The sequence below is a fragment of the Vibrio sp. 10N.286.48.C11 genome, assembly GCF_041469805.1.
In the GTDB taxonomy this organism is placed as follows: domain Bacteria; phylum Pseudomonadota; class Gammaproteobacteria; order Enterobacterales; family Vibrionaceae; genus Vibrio; species Vibrio crassostreae_C.
Map to the genome: position 1 here is coordinate 1 of NZ_JBFRLK010000034.1, position 15,631 is coordinate 15,631.

The 15,631-nt window shown below is 45.2% G+C and carries 13 protein-coding genes; 8 read left to right on the forward strand and 5 right to left on the reverse strand.

Annotated features, from left to right (window positions below):
* Positions 1-728 precede the first annotated feature (728 nt).
* From AB4209_RS09580 to hemC, 4 genes are read right to left on the reverse strand one after another with little or no spacing between them, the layout of a single operon-like run.
* Positions 729-1,910, reverse strand: coding sequence for a heme biosynthesis protein HemY (locus AB4209_RS09580; protein ID WP_017063752.1), 1,182 nt, complete (start codon positions 1,908-1,910; stop codon positions 729-731).
* Positions 1,910-3,136, reverse strand: a complete 1,227-nt coding sequence (locus AB4209_RS09585; RefSeq protein ID WP_065584265.1) for a uroporphyrinogen-III C-methyltransferase — start codon at positions 3,134-3,136, stop codon at positions 1,910-1,912. The genes AB4209_RS09580 and AB4209_RS09585 overlap by 1 nt, the downstream gene beginning before the upstream one ends.
* Before the next feature lie 19 nt (positions 3,137-3,155).
* Positions 3,156-3,884, reverse strand: a complete 729-nt coding sequence (locus AB4209_RS09590) for a uroporphyrinogen-III synthase (RefSeq protein ID WP_017061007.1) — start codon at positions 3,882-3,884, stop codon at positions 3,156-3,158.
* 2 nt (positions 3,885-3,886) lie between these two features.
* Complete coding sequence (gene hemC / locus AB4209_RS09595) at positions 3,887-4,825, reverse strand: hydroxymethylbilane synthase (RefSeq protein WP_372055687.1); 939 nt, start codon at positions 4,823-4,825, stop codon at positions 3,887-3,889.
* 344 nt (positions 4,826-5,169) lie between these two features.
* Here hemC and AB4209_RS09600 point away from each other — a divergent pair, with 344 nt between their 5' ends.
* Positions 5,170-7,698 (forward strand): class I adenylate cyclase, encoded by a 2,529-nt coding sequence (locus AB4209_RS09600; protein ID WP_017066755.1) that lies wholly within the window; start codon positions 5,170-5,172, stop codon positions 7,696-7,698.
* A gap of 71 nt (positions 7,699-7,769) precedes the next feature.
* Here the strand turns inward: AB4209_RS09600 and cyaY are convergent, their stop codons facing one another.
* The gene (cyaY, locus tag AB4209_RS09605; RefSeq protein WP_017061010.1) at positions 7,770-8,084 is read right to left on the reverse strand and encodes an iron donor protein CyaY; all 315 of its coding nucleotides are present in this window, start codon (positions 8,082-8,084) and stop codon (positions 7,770-7,772) included.
* A gap of 75 nt (positions 8,085-8,159) precedes the next feature.
* On the opposite strand from cyaY, the gene lptM reads away from it, so the two are divergent.
* The 7 genes from lptM (at position 8,160) to AB4209_RS09640 (ending at position 15,457) form a co-directional block, all read left to right on the forward strand.
* Entirely contained in the window at positions 8,160-8,276 is a 117-nt protein-coding gene (lptM, locus tag AB4209_RS22555) for an LPS translocon maturation chaperone LptM (protein WP_017068592.1), read from the forward strand.
* 42 nt (positions 8,277-8,318) lie between these two features.
* Positions 8,319-9,572: a diaminopimelate decarboxylase gene (lysA, locus tag AB4209_RS09615; protein ID WP_017061012.1), complete on the forward strand. Its 1,254-nt coding sequence runs from the start codon at positions 8,319-8,321 to the stop codon at positions 9,570-9,572.
* An 11-nt stretch (positions 9,573-9,583) separates the two neighbouring features.
* Positions 9,584-10,414 carry a diaminopimelate epimerase gene (dapF, locus tag AB4209_RS09620; RefSeq protein ID WP_017061013.1) on the forward strand — a complete coding sequence of 277 codons (831 nt, stop codon included), beginning with the start codon at positions 9,584-9,586 and terminating at the stop codon, positions 10,412-10,414.
* Between the two features lie 44 nt (positions 10,415-10,458).
* Positions 10,459-11,157: a DUF484 family protein gene (locus AB4209_RS09625; protein WP_372055689.1), complete on the forward strand. Its 699-nt coding sequence runs from the start codon at positions 10,459-10,461 to the stop codon at positions 11,155-11,157.
* On the forward strand, positions 11,126-12,058 hold the full coding sequence (gene xerC / locus AB4209_RS09630; protein ID WP_372055691.1) for a tyrosine recombinase XerC: 933 nt from the start codon (positions 11,126-11,128) through the stop codon (positions 12,056-12,058). The genes AB4209_RS09625 and xerC overlap by 32 nt, the downstream gene beginning before the upstream one ends.
* A gap of 15 nt (positions 12,059-12,073) precedes the next feature.
* A complete protein-coding gene (gene yigB / locus AB4209_RS09635) occupies positions 12,074-12,790 on the forward strand; it encodes a 5-amino-6-(5-phospho-D-ribitylamino)uracil phosphatase YigB (protein WP_371725446.1) in 717 nt (238 codons plus the stop codon).
* 168 nt (positions 12,791-12,958) lie between these two features.
* Positions 12,959-15,457 (forward strand): EAL domain-containing protein, encoded by a 2,499-nt coding sequence (locus AB4209_RS09640; RefSeq protein WP_372055693.1) that lies wholly within the window; start codon positions 12,959-12,961, stop codon positions 15,455-15,457.
* The last annotated feature ends 174 nt before the right edge of the window (positions 15,458-15,631 follow it).

The following is a 15,631-nucleotide window of genomic DNA, read 5'->3' on the forward strand; positions in this document are numbered from 1 at the left end:
TTAATTTTCCGGATTGGTATGAGTCTTATTATTCGTCTCAGAGTTTGTAGAGGCGCTTTACGTTGATCACGAGCTCTGATATTCCGACACTTATTATTAAGCTCTGCTCTCTCTAGCAGCGCTTGATTACGTAAGTTTATACTTGTGGCTATTGGTTCGTTGATTAACTTTTCCTGAGCGTCTTGAGAGCTCTATCTCCTACTAATTTGAACTGGCTGATAAAGATGCCTCGTTTCTAATAACAAGGTTTTGTTGGTCGGTAACTCTTGCTATCTCCCTCTACTTAATAGATTAATCTACAGGCAGTTACGTGAACTCCCCGGTTATAACGGTTTATAGTTGGAACGTTGATGGCTATTTAATTGTTAATTCAGCGTGACTTTAAGTGGGCATCTGTCTGCGGGTAAATATCTTTAAACGCCTTCTCTCAAGGTGATCTCCATTTACTCTTGAGCTTCTAGGTGTCACTTTTCTCTATGACTTCTCTCGAACCTCTTATAAGGACTTGTTTATAAGAATGGTAAAACTACGTACAGACACAACTAAAGTCGTTCTCCGTGTGTTTGAGAAGCCCAGTTGAGCAATTTCATGGTTAGTTGGTTTGTTAGCATTGGGAAGGTAAGGGTTCGATGAGTTTGGTTTATGGCTATTGTAGAAGTTATCTATGGATAAGTAACAGATACAAAAAAGCCGATGCTAGGCATCGGCTTAGTTTGAGACACTTTAAATTAAGCTGGTTGAACTAGAGCGAGCGCTTTACGAGAAACCTCGTGAGCTGCTTTCGTTAAGTTTTGCTTTTCTAGTGCGTCAGATAGGTATCCGTAATCTGAAACATTTGAACGAAGTGCTAGGGCTTTCTCAAAGTGGCTTTGTGCTTCCGCCCACTTCTGTTCTCTTAGGTAGAACTGAGCCAGCGCGCTGTGTGCTTCGGCATTACCACTGTCTTTACTGATTGCACGTTCTAGCATGACCACTACTGGGTGGTGATCGGCTAGGTTCAGCTCTGGAAGCAACATGTAGAGCTCATTTGAACCACTCTTCGCAATGTTCTCTTTGATCACTGTGAACGCTTCTGAGTCAGCTTTACGAGCGATCAGTTGCTTCACAAAGCAAGATACAAGGTGCGAACTTTGTTTCTGCTTTCTTGAAAGCTTGTTCCAATGACTGATTAAACCTTCGCTACCTTGCTGTTGTGCCACATCATGAAGTAATCCACATTGTGCTTTCTGTTCTAATTCACGTTGCTCATCAGCTGTTAGAAGCTTGTTCTTAACTAATTTAGGCGTTAATTCTAGCAATGGCTGCCATAACTTCAGTTGCAAGTAAGTGGCTTTTAACAGGCCAAGTACAGCAGTGTTATTAGGGTATGTGCCTTTTAGGGTAGAAAGTGTATCGAATGCAGCTTCGTAGTTTGACTCGCTGATTTGCTGTTTAGCTTTAGTTAGTTCAACCGCCAGTAGAGAGTCGTCCTGTTGACTAGCAAGCTCGATGTACTTATCACGCTCACTCGTATTACCTTGTTCGTGTGCCGCTTGAGAAGCGACTAAATAACAAAGTAGAGGCATGTCGTGATGATTAGCCCAGCGAGTTACTTTCTTCTCAGCGCCTTTCCAGTCACCTTCAAGTAGCTTGATAATGCCTTCATTGGTATAACGACGAGAGCGCTTCAGCTTACGAACACTGAACCAGTTCCAAGTAGTTGAGCTTGCGTACATAAGCTTTTTAAATAGGTACTCTAAGCCGAATAGAGCCGCTAGAAGAGCAATGACGAAGATAACCAGTGTTGTTACGCTCATCTCAATGGTCTTATTCGCAATTGAGATCAGAACGTAGCCTTGTTGACCAGAGAACTGAGTACCAACAATTAACCCAGCACCTAGAACGAGAAAAAGAAAAATCCAACGAATCATTATTTTTCCTCCGTGGTCATAACGGTGACTTCACGACGTAGGCGCTCACGTATCACATCTGACAACTCATTTTGAGACTCAAGCTTTACAGGGTATTTCACAGAAATGTTCTGTTCACTTAGCTGTTTAATCGCTTTCTCAAATTCAATCACTGAGTTGTTATCTTGATTTAGATAAGCTTTCGACCACTCGCTAGCGGTATTAAGAGCTGCGCTATAGAGTTCACCTTGTTCTTTGTAGACGGCGCGAATCGCGGTTTCTAATTTACCTTTGATGTTTTCACGCAGGTAGAAGTGCTGTTCTGGTGATAGTAGAGGGATAACTTCGCCATCACGACTACGGAAGGTAATGAAGTTTTCTGAGAAGTCTTTCATCGACGTCATCAGGTTGTTCTGCCAATCATTAATATCTTGCGATACCGCTTTTTTCTCAACAGCCGCAGCTTCTGGAAGAATCGCATTGGCAAGCGGCAGTGTATCGACTTGCTGTTGTAGACTTGTGATGCGTAGAACTAAGCCGTCACGATCGATCAGAGGAATGGTACGAAGTTTGGTAATGTCATTGGTCATTGATTGACGCAGTGACACTAAGCTCGGGTCATTCAGTGCTGCGATACGTTGATCGGCACTTTCCATTAATTTGGTTGCGCTAACGGCATCATGCTCTAGGAACAGTTTACGCCCTGCTAGTTTCACAAGGTAATCGGCTTCGGCAAGTAACCAGTCATTCGGGCGGCGACCTTTCACGTCAGCGACTGCTAACTGCAGGCTTTGAATGCTCTTCTGCTGTTGAGACTGTACGACCTGAGTTTTCTCCACCGCGTGTGAGGCTTCTTGGATAGTCTCTTGCTTGATGGTTTGTAGGTCTTTATTTACTGCAGATTGGGTATTTTGAAGTTGCGCTTGAAGAGCAGCGATTTGAGCCGAGTACTCCGCGCTCTTTTGCTGCATTTGAAATGCGATACCGCCACTGAAGATAATTGAAATAGCGATCGCAATAGCGCCTAGTTTGACACCGCGCTTACCTTGCTTTTCTGCTTTCTCTATTTGCTCTTTATGCTCAGCTTGAGGCTGCTCATTTTTAGCGGTATTTGAAGCAGAGGCATCAAGCTTCTGTTCAGGTTGTTTTGTCTCTGTAGAGTCAGCTTTTTCGTTTTCAACAACTACTGGCTGAGTATCTTGTTTCTTTTCAGGTTCAATATGCTCATTATTTTTTTTGCTTGTCATGCTTATTTCCTGTTTCTAGCTAGGGCCGGAGAGCAGCCAGTAATATTTGGTTCGTAGCACTGTGAGTATTGGTCACATTCGAGAAGCCGAGTTGTTGTGCTCGTTCTACAATGCGCTGGCTTGGGACAAATAGATGTCTTGTTGAAAGCCAAGCCAAATACTCATCAGGGGTAATTGAGCAGAGATACTCCAATTGTTCCTGACTAGTGATGACAACTTTGGACGTTTTTTTGTTTATCCATGTTTGATAGGTATTGTGGTCGCTAATAGGAATATATTCTCTACGGTAGGTCTCACAATAAGAGACTTGTGCACCTCGATTGAGTAGAGAATCCCTAATGAGCTCACGCCCACCATTGCCACGTAGTATCAAAATGGACTTATTTTCTACGCCATTAAGTTCAGTAAGTTTAAGAAGATGTTCACTATCACTAACTTGAGGATAGTTTACTTTTTGTTTACAGACTTTGCTTAAAACGTGCGCAGTTTTTTGACCAACGCCAAGATAAAGCGGCGAAGTAGGCCAAATGGATGAGGTTTTTGAAAGGATGCTTTGGGCAGCCGCCACGGCGTGGTGACTGACTGCAATAATGATATCGCTGTTATTAAGCTGGGTGCTTAAATCCGCAGAGTTGGGATTATCCACGATACGAATCAGCGGATGATGGATTGCTTGAACCCCTTCATCCGCTAGTTGTTGGCAAAGCGATTGTCCCTCTGAACCGGGACGAGTCACCAACACTGTCATGATTATTCTTGGTCAACGTAGAGCTTGGTTAAGATTTCTCTCGCGCCATCATCCAGCAATTGATTTGCCAGAGTCACGCCAAGTGCTTCTGCATCTTTGCGAGGGCCAGAGATCTCACCACGAACCATCTTAGAACCGTCCGGTTCACCAACTAATGCACGTAGCCAGATGTTTTCGCCATCTAATAATGAGTAGCTGCCGATAGGAACCTGACAGCCACCTTCTAGGGTAAGGTTCATTGCACGTTCGCACAGTACACGATCAGCCGTGTCTTTATGATTCAGTGGTTCAAGGAGTTTAATCAGATGCTCGTCATCAAGGCGACACTCAATACCAACAGCGCCTTGGCCAACAGCAGGGAGAGACTGCTCTGGTTCGATGAAGCTACGAATACGCTCTTCTAGCTCTAGACGTTTAAGACCTGCAGCAGCCAGTACGATCGCATCGTATTGACCATCATCGAGTTTACCTAGACGAGTACCAACGTTGCCGCGCAGCTCTTTGATGATGAGGTCAGGGCGGTATTCTAACAGTTGGCATTGGCGACGCAGACTGCACGTACCCACGACAGCACCTTGTGGGAGTTCGTCGATGTTGTTGTAAGTGTTTGATACGAAAGCGTCACGCGGATCTTCGCGCTCACAAATTGTTACCAGACCTAGACCTTCAGGGAAGTCGACAGGTACATCTTTCATTGAGTGAACCGCTAGGTCAGCACGACCTTCTAGCATGGCTACTTCAAGTTCTTTAACGAACAGTCCTTTACCACCCACTTTAGCAAGCGGAGTGTCTAGGATGATGTCACCTTTGGTCACCATAGTTACCAACTCAACCTCTAAACCAGGGTGAGCAGCTTGCAGTGCATCCCTTACAAAGTATGCCTGCCAAAGGGCAAGAGGGCTTTTTCTGGTCGCGATACGGATTGGTGCTGAATTTGTCATGGTGTTTCCGATATAGGTTCTGTAATAGCCTAATCCTACCATTATGAGGCGAGAATTCTTACTGTTTGATCATTCCATACTTTGATAGCTGAGAGATTTTCATGAGTTCACCAAAATAGTGTGATTAGTATCTCATTTGAAACATGGGCTATTATTAGAAATAGTCAATAAAGAGGACACTACGGCGCCGTGAGTTTAACTTTCTGTCATCAAGGAATTGACCAGTATGACGGGTTCCTTTGCTTTACCATTAAGGGTAAAAGTGTTAAATTGATCACGTTTTGTTGCTCCTTTCGTTCAGTAACTAAACAGAACTGCACTTAACCTCAAACCAAGGACTTACCTTGCAGGCTTACACTCAAACTTTGATTCAACGATTAGACAATCTAAATCAGCAGCGCATTGATCGTGCGTTGGCGTTGATGAATGTGCAAGGCCAGCGAGTATTCAACCTTATTCCCGCACTGCTTCACTTCAATCACCCGATGATGCCTGGTTATTATGACCAACAAGTTCCTTTTGGAATTCGTAGCTTCACGCTTAATGAATTCCAAAAGCAATTTGTCTCTGATACCGAATTAACGCTGGGTGGAAAACTCACCGAGACGGATGAACCTGCAATCCTTGGTTTGTACACCATGGGTAGTACTTCTTCTATTGGTCAAAGCACTTCAAGTGATCTTGATATTTGGGTGTGTGTTTCCCCTGATATGGATGGCGCCTCTCGCGATAGCCTAACCAACAAGTGTCTCTTGATTACTGATTGGGCTGAAACCTTAGGGGTTGAAGCGAACTTCTTCTTGATGGATGAAGAGCGTTTTCGTTCGAATCATTCAGAAGAGATGACAGGCGATAACTGTGGTTCTTCACAGCACTTATTACTGCTTGATGAGTTCTATCGCTCTGCGGTTCGTTTGGCTGGTCAACGTTTGTTGTGGCAAATCATTCCGCCAGAAATGGAAGAGTGTTACGACGAGTATGTTCAAGGCTTGTGTCAGGATGGTTACCTTGATTGCTCGCAGTGGATCGATTTCGGCAAGCTGAATCGTATTCCTGCTGAAGAGTACTTTGGTTCAAACCTGTGGCAGCTCTATAAGAGTATCGACTCACCGTATAAATCGGTTTTGAAGGCGATCCTGTTAGAAGCCTATTCATGGGAATACCCAAATACCCAACTGCTGAGTATTGATACCAAGCGTCGCTTCTTCGCGGATGAACCTGATCTGTATGGCATGGATAGCTACTATCTGATGCTTGAGAAGGTAACGCGCTATCTAGAACGCATTAACGACCACACTCGATTGGACTTGGTGAGACGCTGTTTCTACCTTAAGACCCACGAGAAGTTGTCACGAGATGCGGGCATTGGTTCTGTTGCGTGGCGTCGTGAAGCCTTAACTGAGATGACTAAATCTTGGAATTGGGGACATGAAACCATTGCTGAGCTTGATAACCGCCGTAACTGGAAGGTTGAGCAGGTTAAAGTGGTGCACCATGCACTGCTTGATGCCTTGATGCTGAGCTATCGTAATCTGATTCAATTTGCGCGTCGTAACGACATCACTTCGGCAATCAGTCCACAAGATATCAGCATCTTGGCACGTAAGCTTTACGCTGCGTTTGAGGTCTTGCCGGGCAAAGTGACGCTACTGAACCCGCAAATCTCTCCAGACCTGCACGAACCAGATTTGAGCTTCATCGAAGTTCGTCAGGGTCAGTCGAATAAAGCCGGTTGGTACTTGTATAAGCAGCCACTGGTTGCACACCGCATTCTTGGTCAGCCTTCTCTAGAGCACCATGAGTACTTGAGTAAGTTGGTAGCATGGTCGTTTTTTAATGGCTTGATTACCGAGTCGACACGTTTGCACTCTGTGGTACGTGACGCTCACATCGATATCGATAAGTTCTATCAAATGGTGAGCGACCTGCGTAATACGTTTTCTTTGCGTAAGCGTCGCCCAAGTATGCAAGCACTGGCGAGCCCGTGTGAGATAAGCCAGCTAGCGATGTTCATCAACTTTGAAAATGACCCGACGTCTGAATTAAGTGGTCGTGCATTAAAAGTGGACCTCAAGAACGCCGATATCTTCAGCTTTGGTGAGGAAGGTAAGAGCTTAGTCGGCAGTGTCGACTTAGTTTATCGTAACTCTTGGCATGAAGTACGTACGCTGCATTTCCAAGGTGATACGGCAATGCTGGATGCGCTGAAGACGGTACTTGGCAAAATGCACCAAGATGCTTTACCGCCAGAATCGGTTGATGTGTTCTGTTACAGCAAAAACCTGCGTGGTGTGATGCGTAACATGGTGTATCAACTGCTTGCTGAGTGTATCGATTTACGATTGAAACCGATTGAACCCGAGAAGCGCCGCCGCTTTAAGGCTATTCGTTTAGCTAATAAGATGTTTGGTCTGTTCTTCGAACGTCGTGGTGTGTCGGTACAGATGTTGGAAAACTCGGTCGATTTCTACCGTAGCATCTCAACCAATAAGCTCAAAGGCTCACCTTTACTGATGCTCGATAAAGAGCAAGAGTATCAACTGCCAGAAGTGGTGGATGGTTTTGCGAGCGAGGGTTTGATTCAGTTCTTCTTCGAAGATACCGACAAGGGCTTCAATATTTATGTATTGGACGAATCGAATCAAGTTGAGGTGTATCACCAATACAGCGGTGAAAAAGATGAGATGATCGCGAGCGTGAATTCTTTCTACACATCGGTAAAAGATGAGTCGAAGATGTCGTCTAAGTTGATTAACTTTAACCTACCTCAGTACTACCAAATCGTTCATCCTGAAGAAGGCAATTCTTACGTTGTGCCTTATCGTAACGATGCAACTCTAGCTTCTCGGAGCTCAAAGATAGTTAACATCTAGTCTTACTAAGACTGATTGATATTAAAAAAGGAGTGATTGATTCACTCCTTTTTAGTTTTGCTTACAAATGATTAGACCCAATCGATCGCTTCACCTGCGTGCTTCACGCATTCTTCTTTAACCATCTCAAACAGCTCCATGCCCGTCTTTGAACATGTCCACTTGTCGTCAACTAGCTTGAAGTGAAAGCCACCAGACTTAGACGCTAACCAGATTTCTTTCATTGGTTCTTGGCGGTTAATGATGATTTGGCTGCGGTTCTCAAACTCCAGCGTCATCACGTTACCAGTCACTTCGTAATCAATATCTGCCTCTGATTCATCGATAGCTTCTTCGATGTTTTGCATCTGTATATCGACCAGCTGATGAAATTCAGTCTCGTTCATCCTTTCTATCCTATTGCTTTTCCTGAGTGTGGTGCGATTATAGGGGGCATTGAGTTAATAATCACGATATGCAAAATGAAAAAATTAATTACTGCTCTATTTATGATGTCCGTTATTGGACTTTCTGGTTGTGGTCAAACGGGTCCTTTGTACGATCCTGATGAAGTTCAGCAAACCGAACAATCACAATAAGTGAAAACACGCAGAAATCGTTATTTATAAGGGATAAGAACTTTGGATTACTTCAACTATCAGGAAGATGGCCAGCTTTGGGCTGAGGACGTCGCACTTTCACAACTAGCAGAGCAATATGGTACACCGCTGTATGTATATTCTCGTGCAACATTAGAACGCCACTGGAATGCGTTTGATTCATCGGTTGGTGAGCATCCGCACTTGGTGTGTTATGCCGTTAAAGCTAACTCAAACCTTGGCGTGTTGAATACTTTGGCTCGTTTGGGCTCAGGTTTCGATATCGTTTCTGGCGGTGAGCTAGAGCGTGTAGTTGCTGCCGGTGGCGATCCAGCAAAAGTTGTATTCTCTGGTGTCGGCAAAACAGCCGCTGAAATGAAGCGTGCGCTTGAGTTGAACATTAAGTGTTTCAACGTAGAGTCTGAACCAGAACTAGAGCGATTGAATAAAGTAGCTGGTGAGCTTGGTGTTAAAGCGCCGATTTCACTGCGTATCAACCCAGACGTTGATGCCAACACTCACCCTTATATCTCTACGGGTCTGCGTGATAACAAGTTTGGTATCGCTTTCGACCGTGCTCCTGCTGTCTATGAGTTTGCAAAAACACTCGATAACTTGTCTATCCATGGTATTGATTGCCACATTGGTTCTCAGTTAACGGATATCGAACCTTTCATCGATGCAACCGATCGCCTGCTTGCGCTGATCGACCAGCTACGTGCTAACGGTATCAACATCAAACACCTTGATGTCGGTGGCGGCTTGGGTGTGGTTTATCGTGATGAATTACCACCACAGCCTTCTGACTACGCGAAAGCCTTATTGGCTCGCTTAGACAATCATTCTGATCTAGAGCTGATTTTCGAGCCTGGAAGAGCGATTGCTGCTAACGCTGGTGTATTATTAACGAAAGTCGAGTTCCTCAAGCCAACAGAGCACAAGAACTTTGCCATCATCGATGCAGCAATGAACGACCTAATGCGCCCAGCACTTTACCAAGCTTGGCAGGATATTGTTCCTGTGAGCCCTCGTCAGGGTGAAGCCGTGACTTACGATTTGGTTGGCCCAATTTGTGAGACAGGCGATTTCCTAGGTAAAGATCGTGACCTTGTGCTTGAAGAAGGTGATCTGCTAGCAGTTCGTTCAGCGGGCGCTTATGGCTTCGCGATGTCATCTAACTACAACACTCGTTCGCGTGCGGCTGAAGTGATGGTGGATGGCGATAAAACTCACTTGGTTCGTCAGCGTGAAGAGCTTACGAGTCTGTGGGAACTTGAAAACATTCTTCCGGAGTAATTTTAAGCGTTATGCACTTCCACTTTTCTAAAATGCATGGTTTGGGCAATGATTTCATGGTCGTGGACTGCATTACTCAAAATATTTTCTTTTCTCCAGATTTGATCCGTCGTTTGGCGGATCGTCACACTGGCGTGGGCTTTGATCAGCTACTTGTGGTTGAGGCTCCCTATGATCCAGAAACTGATTTCCATTACCGCATATTCAATGCAGATGGCAGTGAAGTGGAGCAGTGTGGCAATGGTGCGCGTTGTTTTGCACGATTCGTTCGCATGAAAGGCTTAACGAATAAGTACAGCATCAACGTCAGCACCAAGAAAGGTAAAATGGTTCTCAAGATTGAAGAGAATGACCTGATCACCGTGAACATGGGCATTCCTGAGTTCGAACCCGGCAAGATTCCATTCAAGGCCAAGCAGCCAGAGAAGACGTATATCCTAAGAACGGATGTACACACCTTATTCTGTGGTGCGGTAAGCATGGGTAACCCACATGTGGTTACCGTGGTTGATGACGTCGACACGGCTGATGTGGACACCTTAGGCCCACTACTTGAATCACATGAACGTTTCCCTGAGCGTGTTAATGCTGGCTTTATGCAGGTCGTTAACCGTGAAGAAGTTCGTCTACGTGTTTACGAACGCGGCGCGGGTGAAACTCAGGCATGTGGCAGCGGAGCGTGTGGCGCAGTTGCAGTGGGTATCACTCAAGGCTTACTGGCTGAGAATGTGAAGGTTCGTCTACCAGGCGGTGACTTACACATTAGCTGGCAAGGCCCGGGTAAACCTCTGTTTATGACCGGCCCTGCAACGCATGTGTTTGATGGTCAACTTTCTTGCTAATAACGACCCAAAACAAATATATTCATAAAAATAAAGGATAGGTTTTGTCTTACGTTGAAGCCGACGCACTCACCGCAGAAGTGGTCGCGGAATATTTACGTGATAACCCAGATTTTTTCCAAGACCGAAAAGATTTGGTTGATCGCCTTGCTATCAATAACGTTGAGCAGGGCGCTGTTTCTCTGGTTGAGGTTCAGCTTAAACGCCAACGTCATCGAATCGAAGAGCTTGAAGAAGAGATCACTGGCTTGATGTCGTTGGCAGCAAATAACGATAAAACCTTCTATGAGTTTATGGATCTGCAAGCGCAAGTGCTGAAATGCAGTGACCTCATGCAGGTGATAAAAGCCGTTGAACAAAAAGCGTTAGATCTTGGGCTTAAGGCTCATGTTCGTATTCTTTCGCAATCTGGCTTTTATCAGTTGAGTGCTGAGGGTTACTCTAAGTTTTCGCTTAACCATTTCAATGGCAAAGATGCTTATCTTGGACGCTTGAGAAAAGCCGACAGACACGATTTGTTTGGTGATTATCCAGTTCCAGAGCTAGGCTCTTATGTAGTACTACCGCTTGCTAAGCAGTCTCCATTGGGTTTGCTCGCCTTTTCTAGTGAAGATGGCGGACATTTCCAACCCCATATGGATACGCTCTTTTTACGCCATTTAGCACTTGTTGTCGCTCATTTGGCGGACACCTTACCTTGGCAGATAAATAATGAGCCTAGAGCCCAAAATACCTCTTCCTAACAGACTTCAAAAGCCACTTTCTCGCTTCTATGAATATCTCCGAAGCGAGAAGGGACTCAGCCTACACACCCAACGTAATTACAAACAACAACTTGAAACCATGGCCGGTCATTTAGTCACTCTAGGGTTAAAGGATTGGGGTCAAGTCGATGCGGCGTGGGTCAGACAACTGGCCAGTAAAGGCATGCGTGAGGGAATGAAAGCGAGCAGCATTGCAACGCGCTTATCGTCACTGCGCAGCTTCTTTGATTTCCTTGTGTTGCGTGGCGAAATGACCGCCAATCCAGCCAAAGGTGTCTCTGCACCTCGCAAACAACGCCCTTTGCCTAAAAACCTCGATGTTGATGAAGTGGGTCAACTGCTTGATGTGAATGAGGACGATCCATTGTCGATTCGTGATCGAGCGATGATGGAGGTGATGTATGGTGCTGGATTACGACTGGCAGAACTGGTCGGCATCAATCTGAAAGATGTGTTGGGTCGACAAGGCGAAATCCGAGTGATTGGTAAAGGCGACAAAGAACGCAAAGCGCCTTTTTCTGGTTTAGCTAAAGAGTGGGTCGATAAATGGCTCAAAGTTCGTGGTGAATTGGCTTCACCGGGTGAAACCGCGCTGTTTGTCTCTAAGCTCGGGACTCGTATCTCTCACCGCAGCGTGCAAAAGCGCATGGAAGAGTGGGGCAAGAAGCAATCTGTCGCGAGCCACATCAGCCCGCATAAACTGCGTCACTCCTTTGCAACGCATGTGCTGGAATCGAGCCAAAATCTTCGTGCTGTGCAAGAGTTGCTTGGCCATGAAAACATCTCGACGACCCAAGTGTATACCCACTTAGATTTCCAACACTTAGCACAAGCTTATGATCAGGCTCACCCGAGAGCTCGTAAGAAGAATAAAGATTAGATTAAAGGGTTTACTATGCGAATTTATCGAGGGTTAAAGCCCATCAAAGCCATGACCTTTGACTTGGATGACACCCTGTATGACAACTGGCCTGTGATCATGAAGGTTGAGAAAGAGATGGCACAGTGGCTTTATCAAAAGCACTCAGTGTCGGCTTCTTTATCGCTTGAAGAGTGGCAGGGCATTAAGCAGCAAGTCGCATCTGAAAACCCAGCTTTGAAACATGATGTCACCGTGTGGCGTGAAACTCAGATTAAGAGTGGTTTGCTGCAATTGGGTTACTCTCTGCAGCAAGCAGAGCAAGCGGCTCGAGAGGGCATTGAGCATGCCTTGTGGTTGCGTAATCAAGTCGATGTCCCTCAAGAAACGCATCGAGTGATGACTGAACTTAGCCAACGTATTCCTCTGGTTGCGATTACCAATGGCAATGTCGATCCACACAAAATTGGCTTAGGGCTGTACTTTCAATTAATCCTTAAAGCCGGCCCTGATGGCAGAGCAAAACCCTATCCAGATATGTTTGAAAAAGCTCAGCAACACCTAGGTTGTGACGCTGAGAATATTCTTCATGTTGGCGATCACCTCAAAACGGATGTCTATGGAGCCAAGCAAAATGGCTTCCAAGCGTGCTGGTTTAATGACACTGGTTCCAATTTATACCGCTCCCCGAAGGCGAGTGTGCTCCCTGATGTTGAAATAGACCAACTTAGCGATCTTATGCGACTAATTTAATGGCTCGGTAAGCTTATTGTGTCGCATTTATGCTATTGAATTGTTACATTAGTCGCCTATAAAAGCCTGATTAGGCTAGGATAATTGGCGACTACTTTTTATCGATTCATTTCAGTCATAGCAGTGGTTGCGGGTTGTTACTTCACTCGATTTTGAACAAGGGTTGGCATGCAAACATTTACATTTCTCGCAAATACTGAGGCGTTATTTAGAGCTCAATTTGATCAGCGAGAATGGTGTGACAGCAAACAGTACCTTATTCAAATTTTCTCAGCTCAATCTTCAGATCTAGCTCGTCAAATCGCGGGTGTTGCCCTCAATCGTTTAAATAATGCGACGCTAATTGGCCAGAGTGCTCGTCATGTTATCTGTGATAATTGCCTTGAAAGTGCATGCACCTTAGTCATCATCAGTGAGTTCAACGAAACCCATCTAACCTCTGCGGTCCAGCCTTTTTCCGGCAATCCAAATCAAGACAGCCAAGACTTAGCTTTTCAGCTGCGCCTTACAGAAGAAACCAAAACGGTCATCAGCTTGTGCGATCAGGTTGAAGGGCGTGATTATCCTATTTATAGCGCTTTTGAAAATTTGCCTTACGCCTTGCCGATAGCTGGTGGACTGTGCCATGAGAATGAATTTGGCCGTTGGGTTATGTATAACGAGCAAACCTACCAGCACGCCTGTGTTGCTGTGGCTCTGACTAACCCAAGATTGAAGGTTTGGTCGGACGCGTACTCTGAGTGGAACCCGATTGGGATGAAGCTACGAGTCACACACGCAATCGGAAATCGCTTATACGCATTGAACGACAAGCCGGCTATTGAAGTATTCAAACATTACCTTGCGGATGGCAAAGACCTTCCTTTTAGTCAACTGATGAGCTTTCCACTTTATCGAGAACTTGGCAGAAAGAAGGGTATCTCGACGCCGCTACGTATTAATGATGATGGCAGTATTGAGTTTGATAGCCCTTGGCATGTCGGTGAAGAGGCGCAGTTTTGTTATAACCACCCATCGCTCACTGCAGAAAAGGTGCACCACGGTGCCGAGATGCTAGCCATGCATCAGCCTGAATCGGTGATCATTTATAACTGCGTATCTCGACTTGAATTTATCGACAGTAAACTTGAGCTCAAGCCATTTGAAGGGATAGTGAATACATGTGGTGCCTACTGCATGGGGGAGCTATACCGTAATGAAGACCGCCAAGAGATACTGCACCACAGCTTGACTTATATCGCTATGCGCGAGTCTGACGAGATTAAAGAGTTTCATTGCGAAGACTTTCAGTGTGACTCAACCGTGTCGCCATTGCTTAACCTAGTCAGAAATGCAGTCGCTGATCTCGACAGTATGAATACTCAGATGGAAAAGAAACTCCATCAACAAGCGCGTCGCTTAACCGAAAGCTATCGCATTGACTCGCGTACTGGTTTGCCGAACCGTATCGTACTGAAAGAGCGCCTCAATACGATTCTGTTCAGTGAACATCTGCTGACCTTAAAGCTAACCAACTTCCATCAGGTTAACGAGAAGTATGGTTATCAAGTGGGGGATCAGCTGCTACTCGATCTGTCTAATCACTTTATCGAGCGATTACAGCTTCGTGTGGTTAAAGAGCCTCGCGTGAAGGTAGAGCTATTCAGTATTGGTGTTGGAGAGTGGGCGATTATCTTCAATGCTAGTGTTGGTAGTACGAAAATAAAAGAAGGTTTCGTTGAGTTCGCCGATGACATCGAACACATAAATTTTGAGCCATATGGTTTGGCTGATATTGATTACCTGTCAGTTTCTTTGTGTGGCGGCTTTGCTAGTCGTTGTGACTTCTTAACCGACAGTGGTGACCAGATCTTATTGAAAGCGATCGAAGCTCGACGCTATGGAGTACGTAACAATACCCACATCACCAATGCTAAAGACATTCAGGTGAGTGAAGAAGATCGCAAAGAGCAACTCGGTTGGCTGAGCTGTGTAAGTCGTGCGATTTTAGATCAGAACATCATCACTTATTCCCAGCCAATTGTGGAGTCGGCTACGCACGAAATGATTGGCCAAGAGTGCTTGGTCAGAATCATGGAGTCAGACGGTACCATTGTGCCACCAGGTAAGTTCTTACCTATCATTGCCGACACGCACCTTTACACTCGCCTCAGCCGACACATGATTAAGAACACTATTGGCTATATGGCGGATAAGCAAAGCCCATTTTCTATCAACCTATCCCCACAAGATTTGTTGAGCGATAAGACGCTCGAGGTCCTTGAGGCTGCGATCAGTGGTATGAACGATCCTACTCGACTTGGTTTAGAAGTTCTCGAGTCTGAACAGATTAAAGATTATGGCCGCATGATTGAGGTGTGTAATCACTTCCGTGCGCTTGGGGCGAGAATCATTGTTGATGACTTTGGCTCTGGTTACTCCAACATCGAGGAAATCATTAAGCTTGAGCCACAGATCATTAAGCTCGACGGTAGCTTGATTCGTAATATCGACAAAGATCAAAAACAAAGAAACATAGCCTCTCAGTTGATTCGTTTGTGCCAAGTGTTCAATGCCAAAACGGTCGCTGAATTTGTCCATAACCAACAGGTTTGTGAGATAGCAGAGCAAATGGGTGTCGATTATCTGCAGGGTTACTACTTCGGTGAGCCTAAGCGACTGTTTTAGCAGTTAAAGCTTCCCGCATTGTGTAACGACTGGCTATAAAAGTACTGCGCCGCCATTAATGACTGCTTTTTGGCGGAATGAATGATGTCTAACTAAGGTCACATTATTCATAACGCGATCGCAAGTATTCCGTGCAAGCCTTATCTATAATAAGCACAATAATAAATCATTAAC

What these genes read in the sequence shown, in the direction of transcription:
- lptM (WP_017068592.1), top strand. Translation starts at nt 8,160, where the DNA reads ATGAAAAAATTAATTACTGCTCTATTTATGATGTCCGTTATTGGACTT.
- AB4209_RS09590 (WP_017061007.1), bottom strand. Translation starts at nt 3,884, where the DNA reads ATGACAGTGTTGGTGACTCGTCCCGGTTCAGAGGGACAATCGCTTTGC.
- yigB (WP_371725446.1), top strand. Translation starts at nt 12,074, where the DNA reads ATGCGAATTTATCGAGGGTTAAAGCCCATCAAAGCCATGACCTTTGAC.
- AB4209_RS09580 (WP_017063752.1), bottom strand. Translation starts at nt 1,910, where the DNA reads ATGATTCGTTGGATTTTTCTTTTTCTCGTTCTAGGTGCTGGGTTAATT.
- hemC (WP_372055687.1), bottom strand. Translation starts at nt 4,825, where the DNA reads ATGACAAATTCAGCACCAATCCGTATCGCGACCAGAAAAAGCCCTCTT.
- xerC (WP_372055691.1), top strand. Translation starts at nt 11,126, where the DNA reads ATGAGCCTAGAGCCCAAAATACCTCTTCCTAACAGACTTCAAAAGCCA.
- AB4209_RS09640 (WP_372055693.1), top strand. Translation starts at nt 12,959, where the DNA reads ATGCAAACATTTACATTTCTCGCAAATACTGAGGCGTTATTTAGAGCT.
- AB4209_RS09585 (WP_065584265.1), bottom strand. Translation starts at nt 3,136, where the DNA reads ATGACAAGCAAAAAAAATAATGAGCATATTGAACCTGAAAAGAAACAA.
- dapF (WP_017061013.1), top strand. Translation starts at nt 9,584, where the DNA reads ATGCACTTCCACTTTTCTAAAATGCATGGTTTGGGCAATGATTTCATG.
- cyaY (WP_017061010.1), bottom strand. Translation starts at nt 8,084, where the DNA reads ATGAACGAGACTGAATTTCATCAGCTGGTCGATATACAGATGCAAAAC.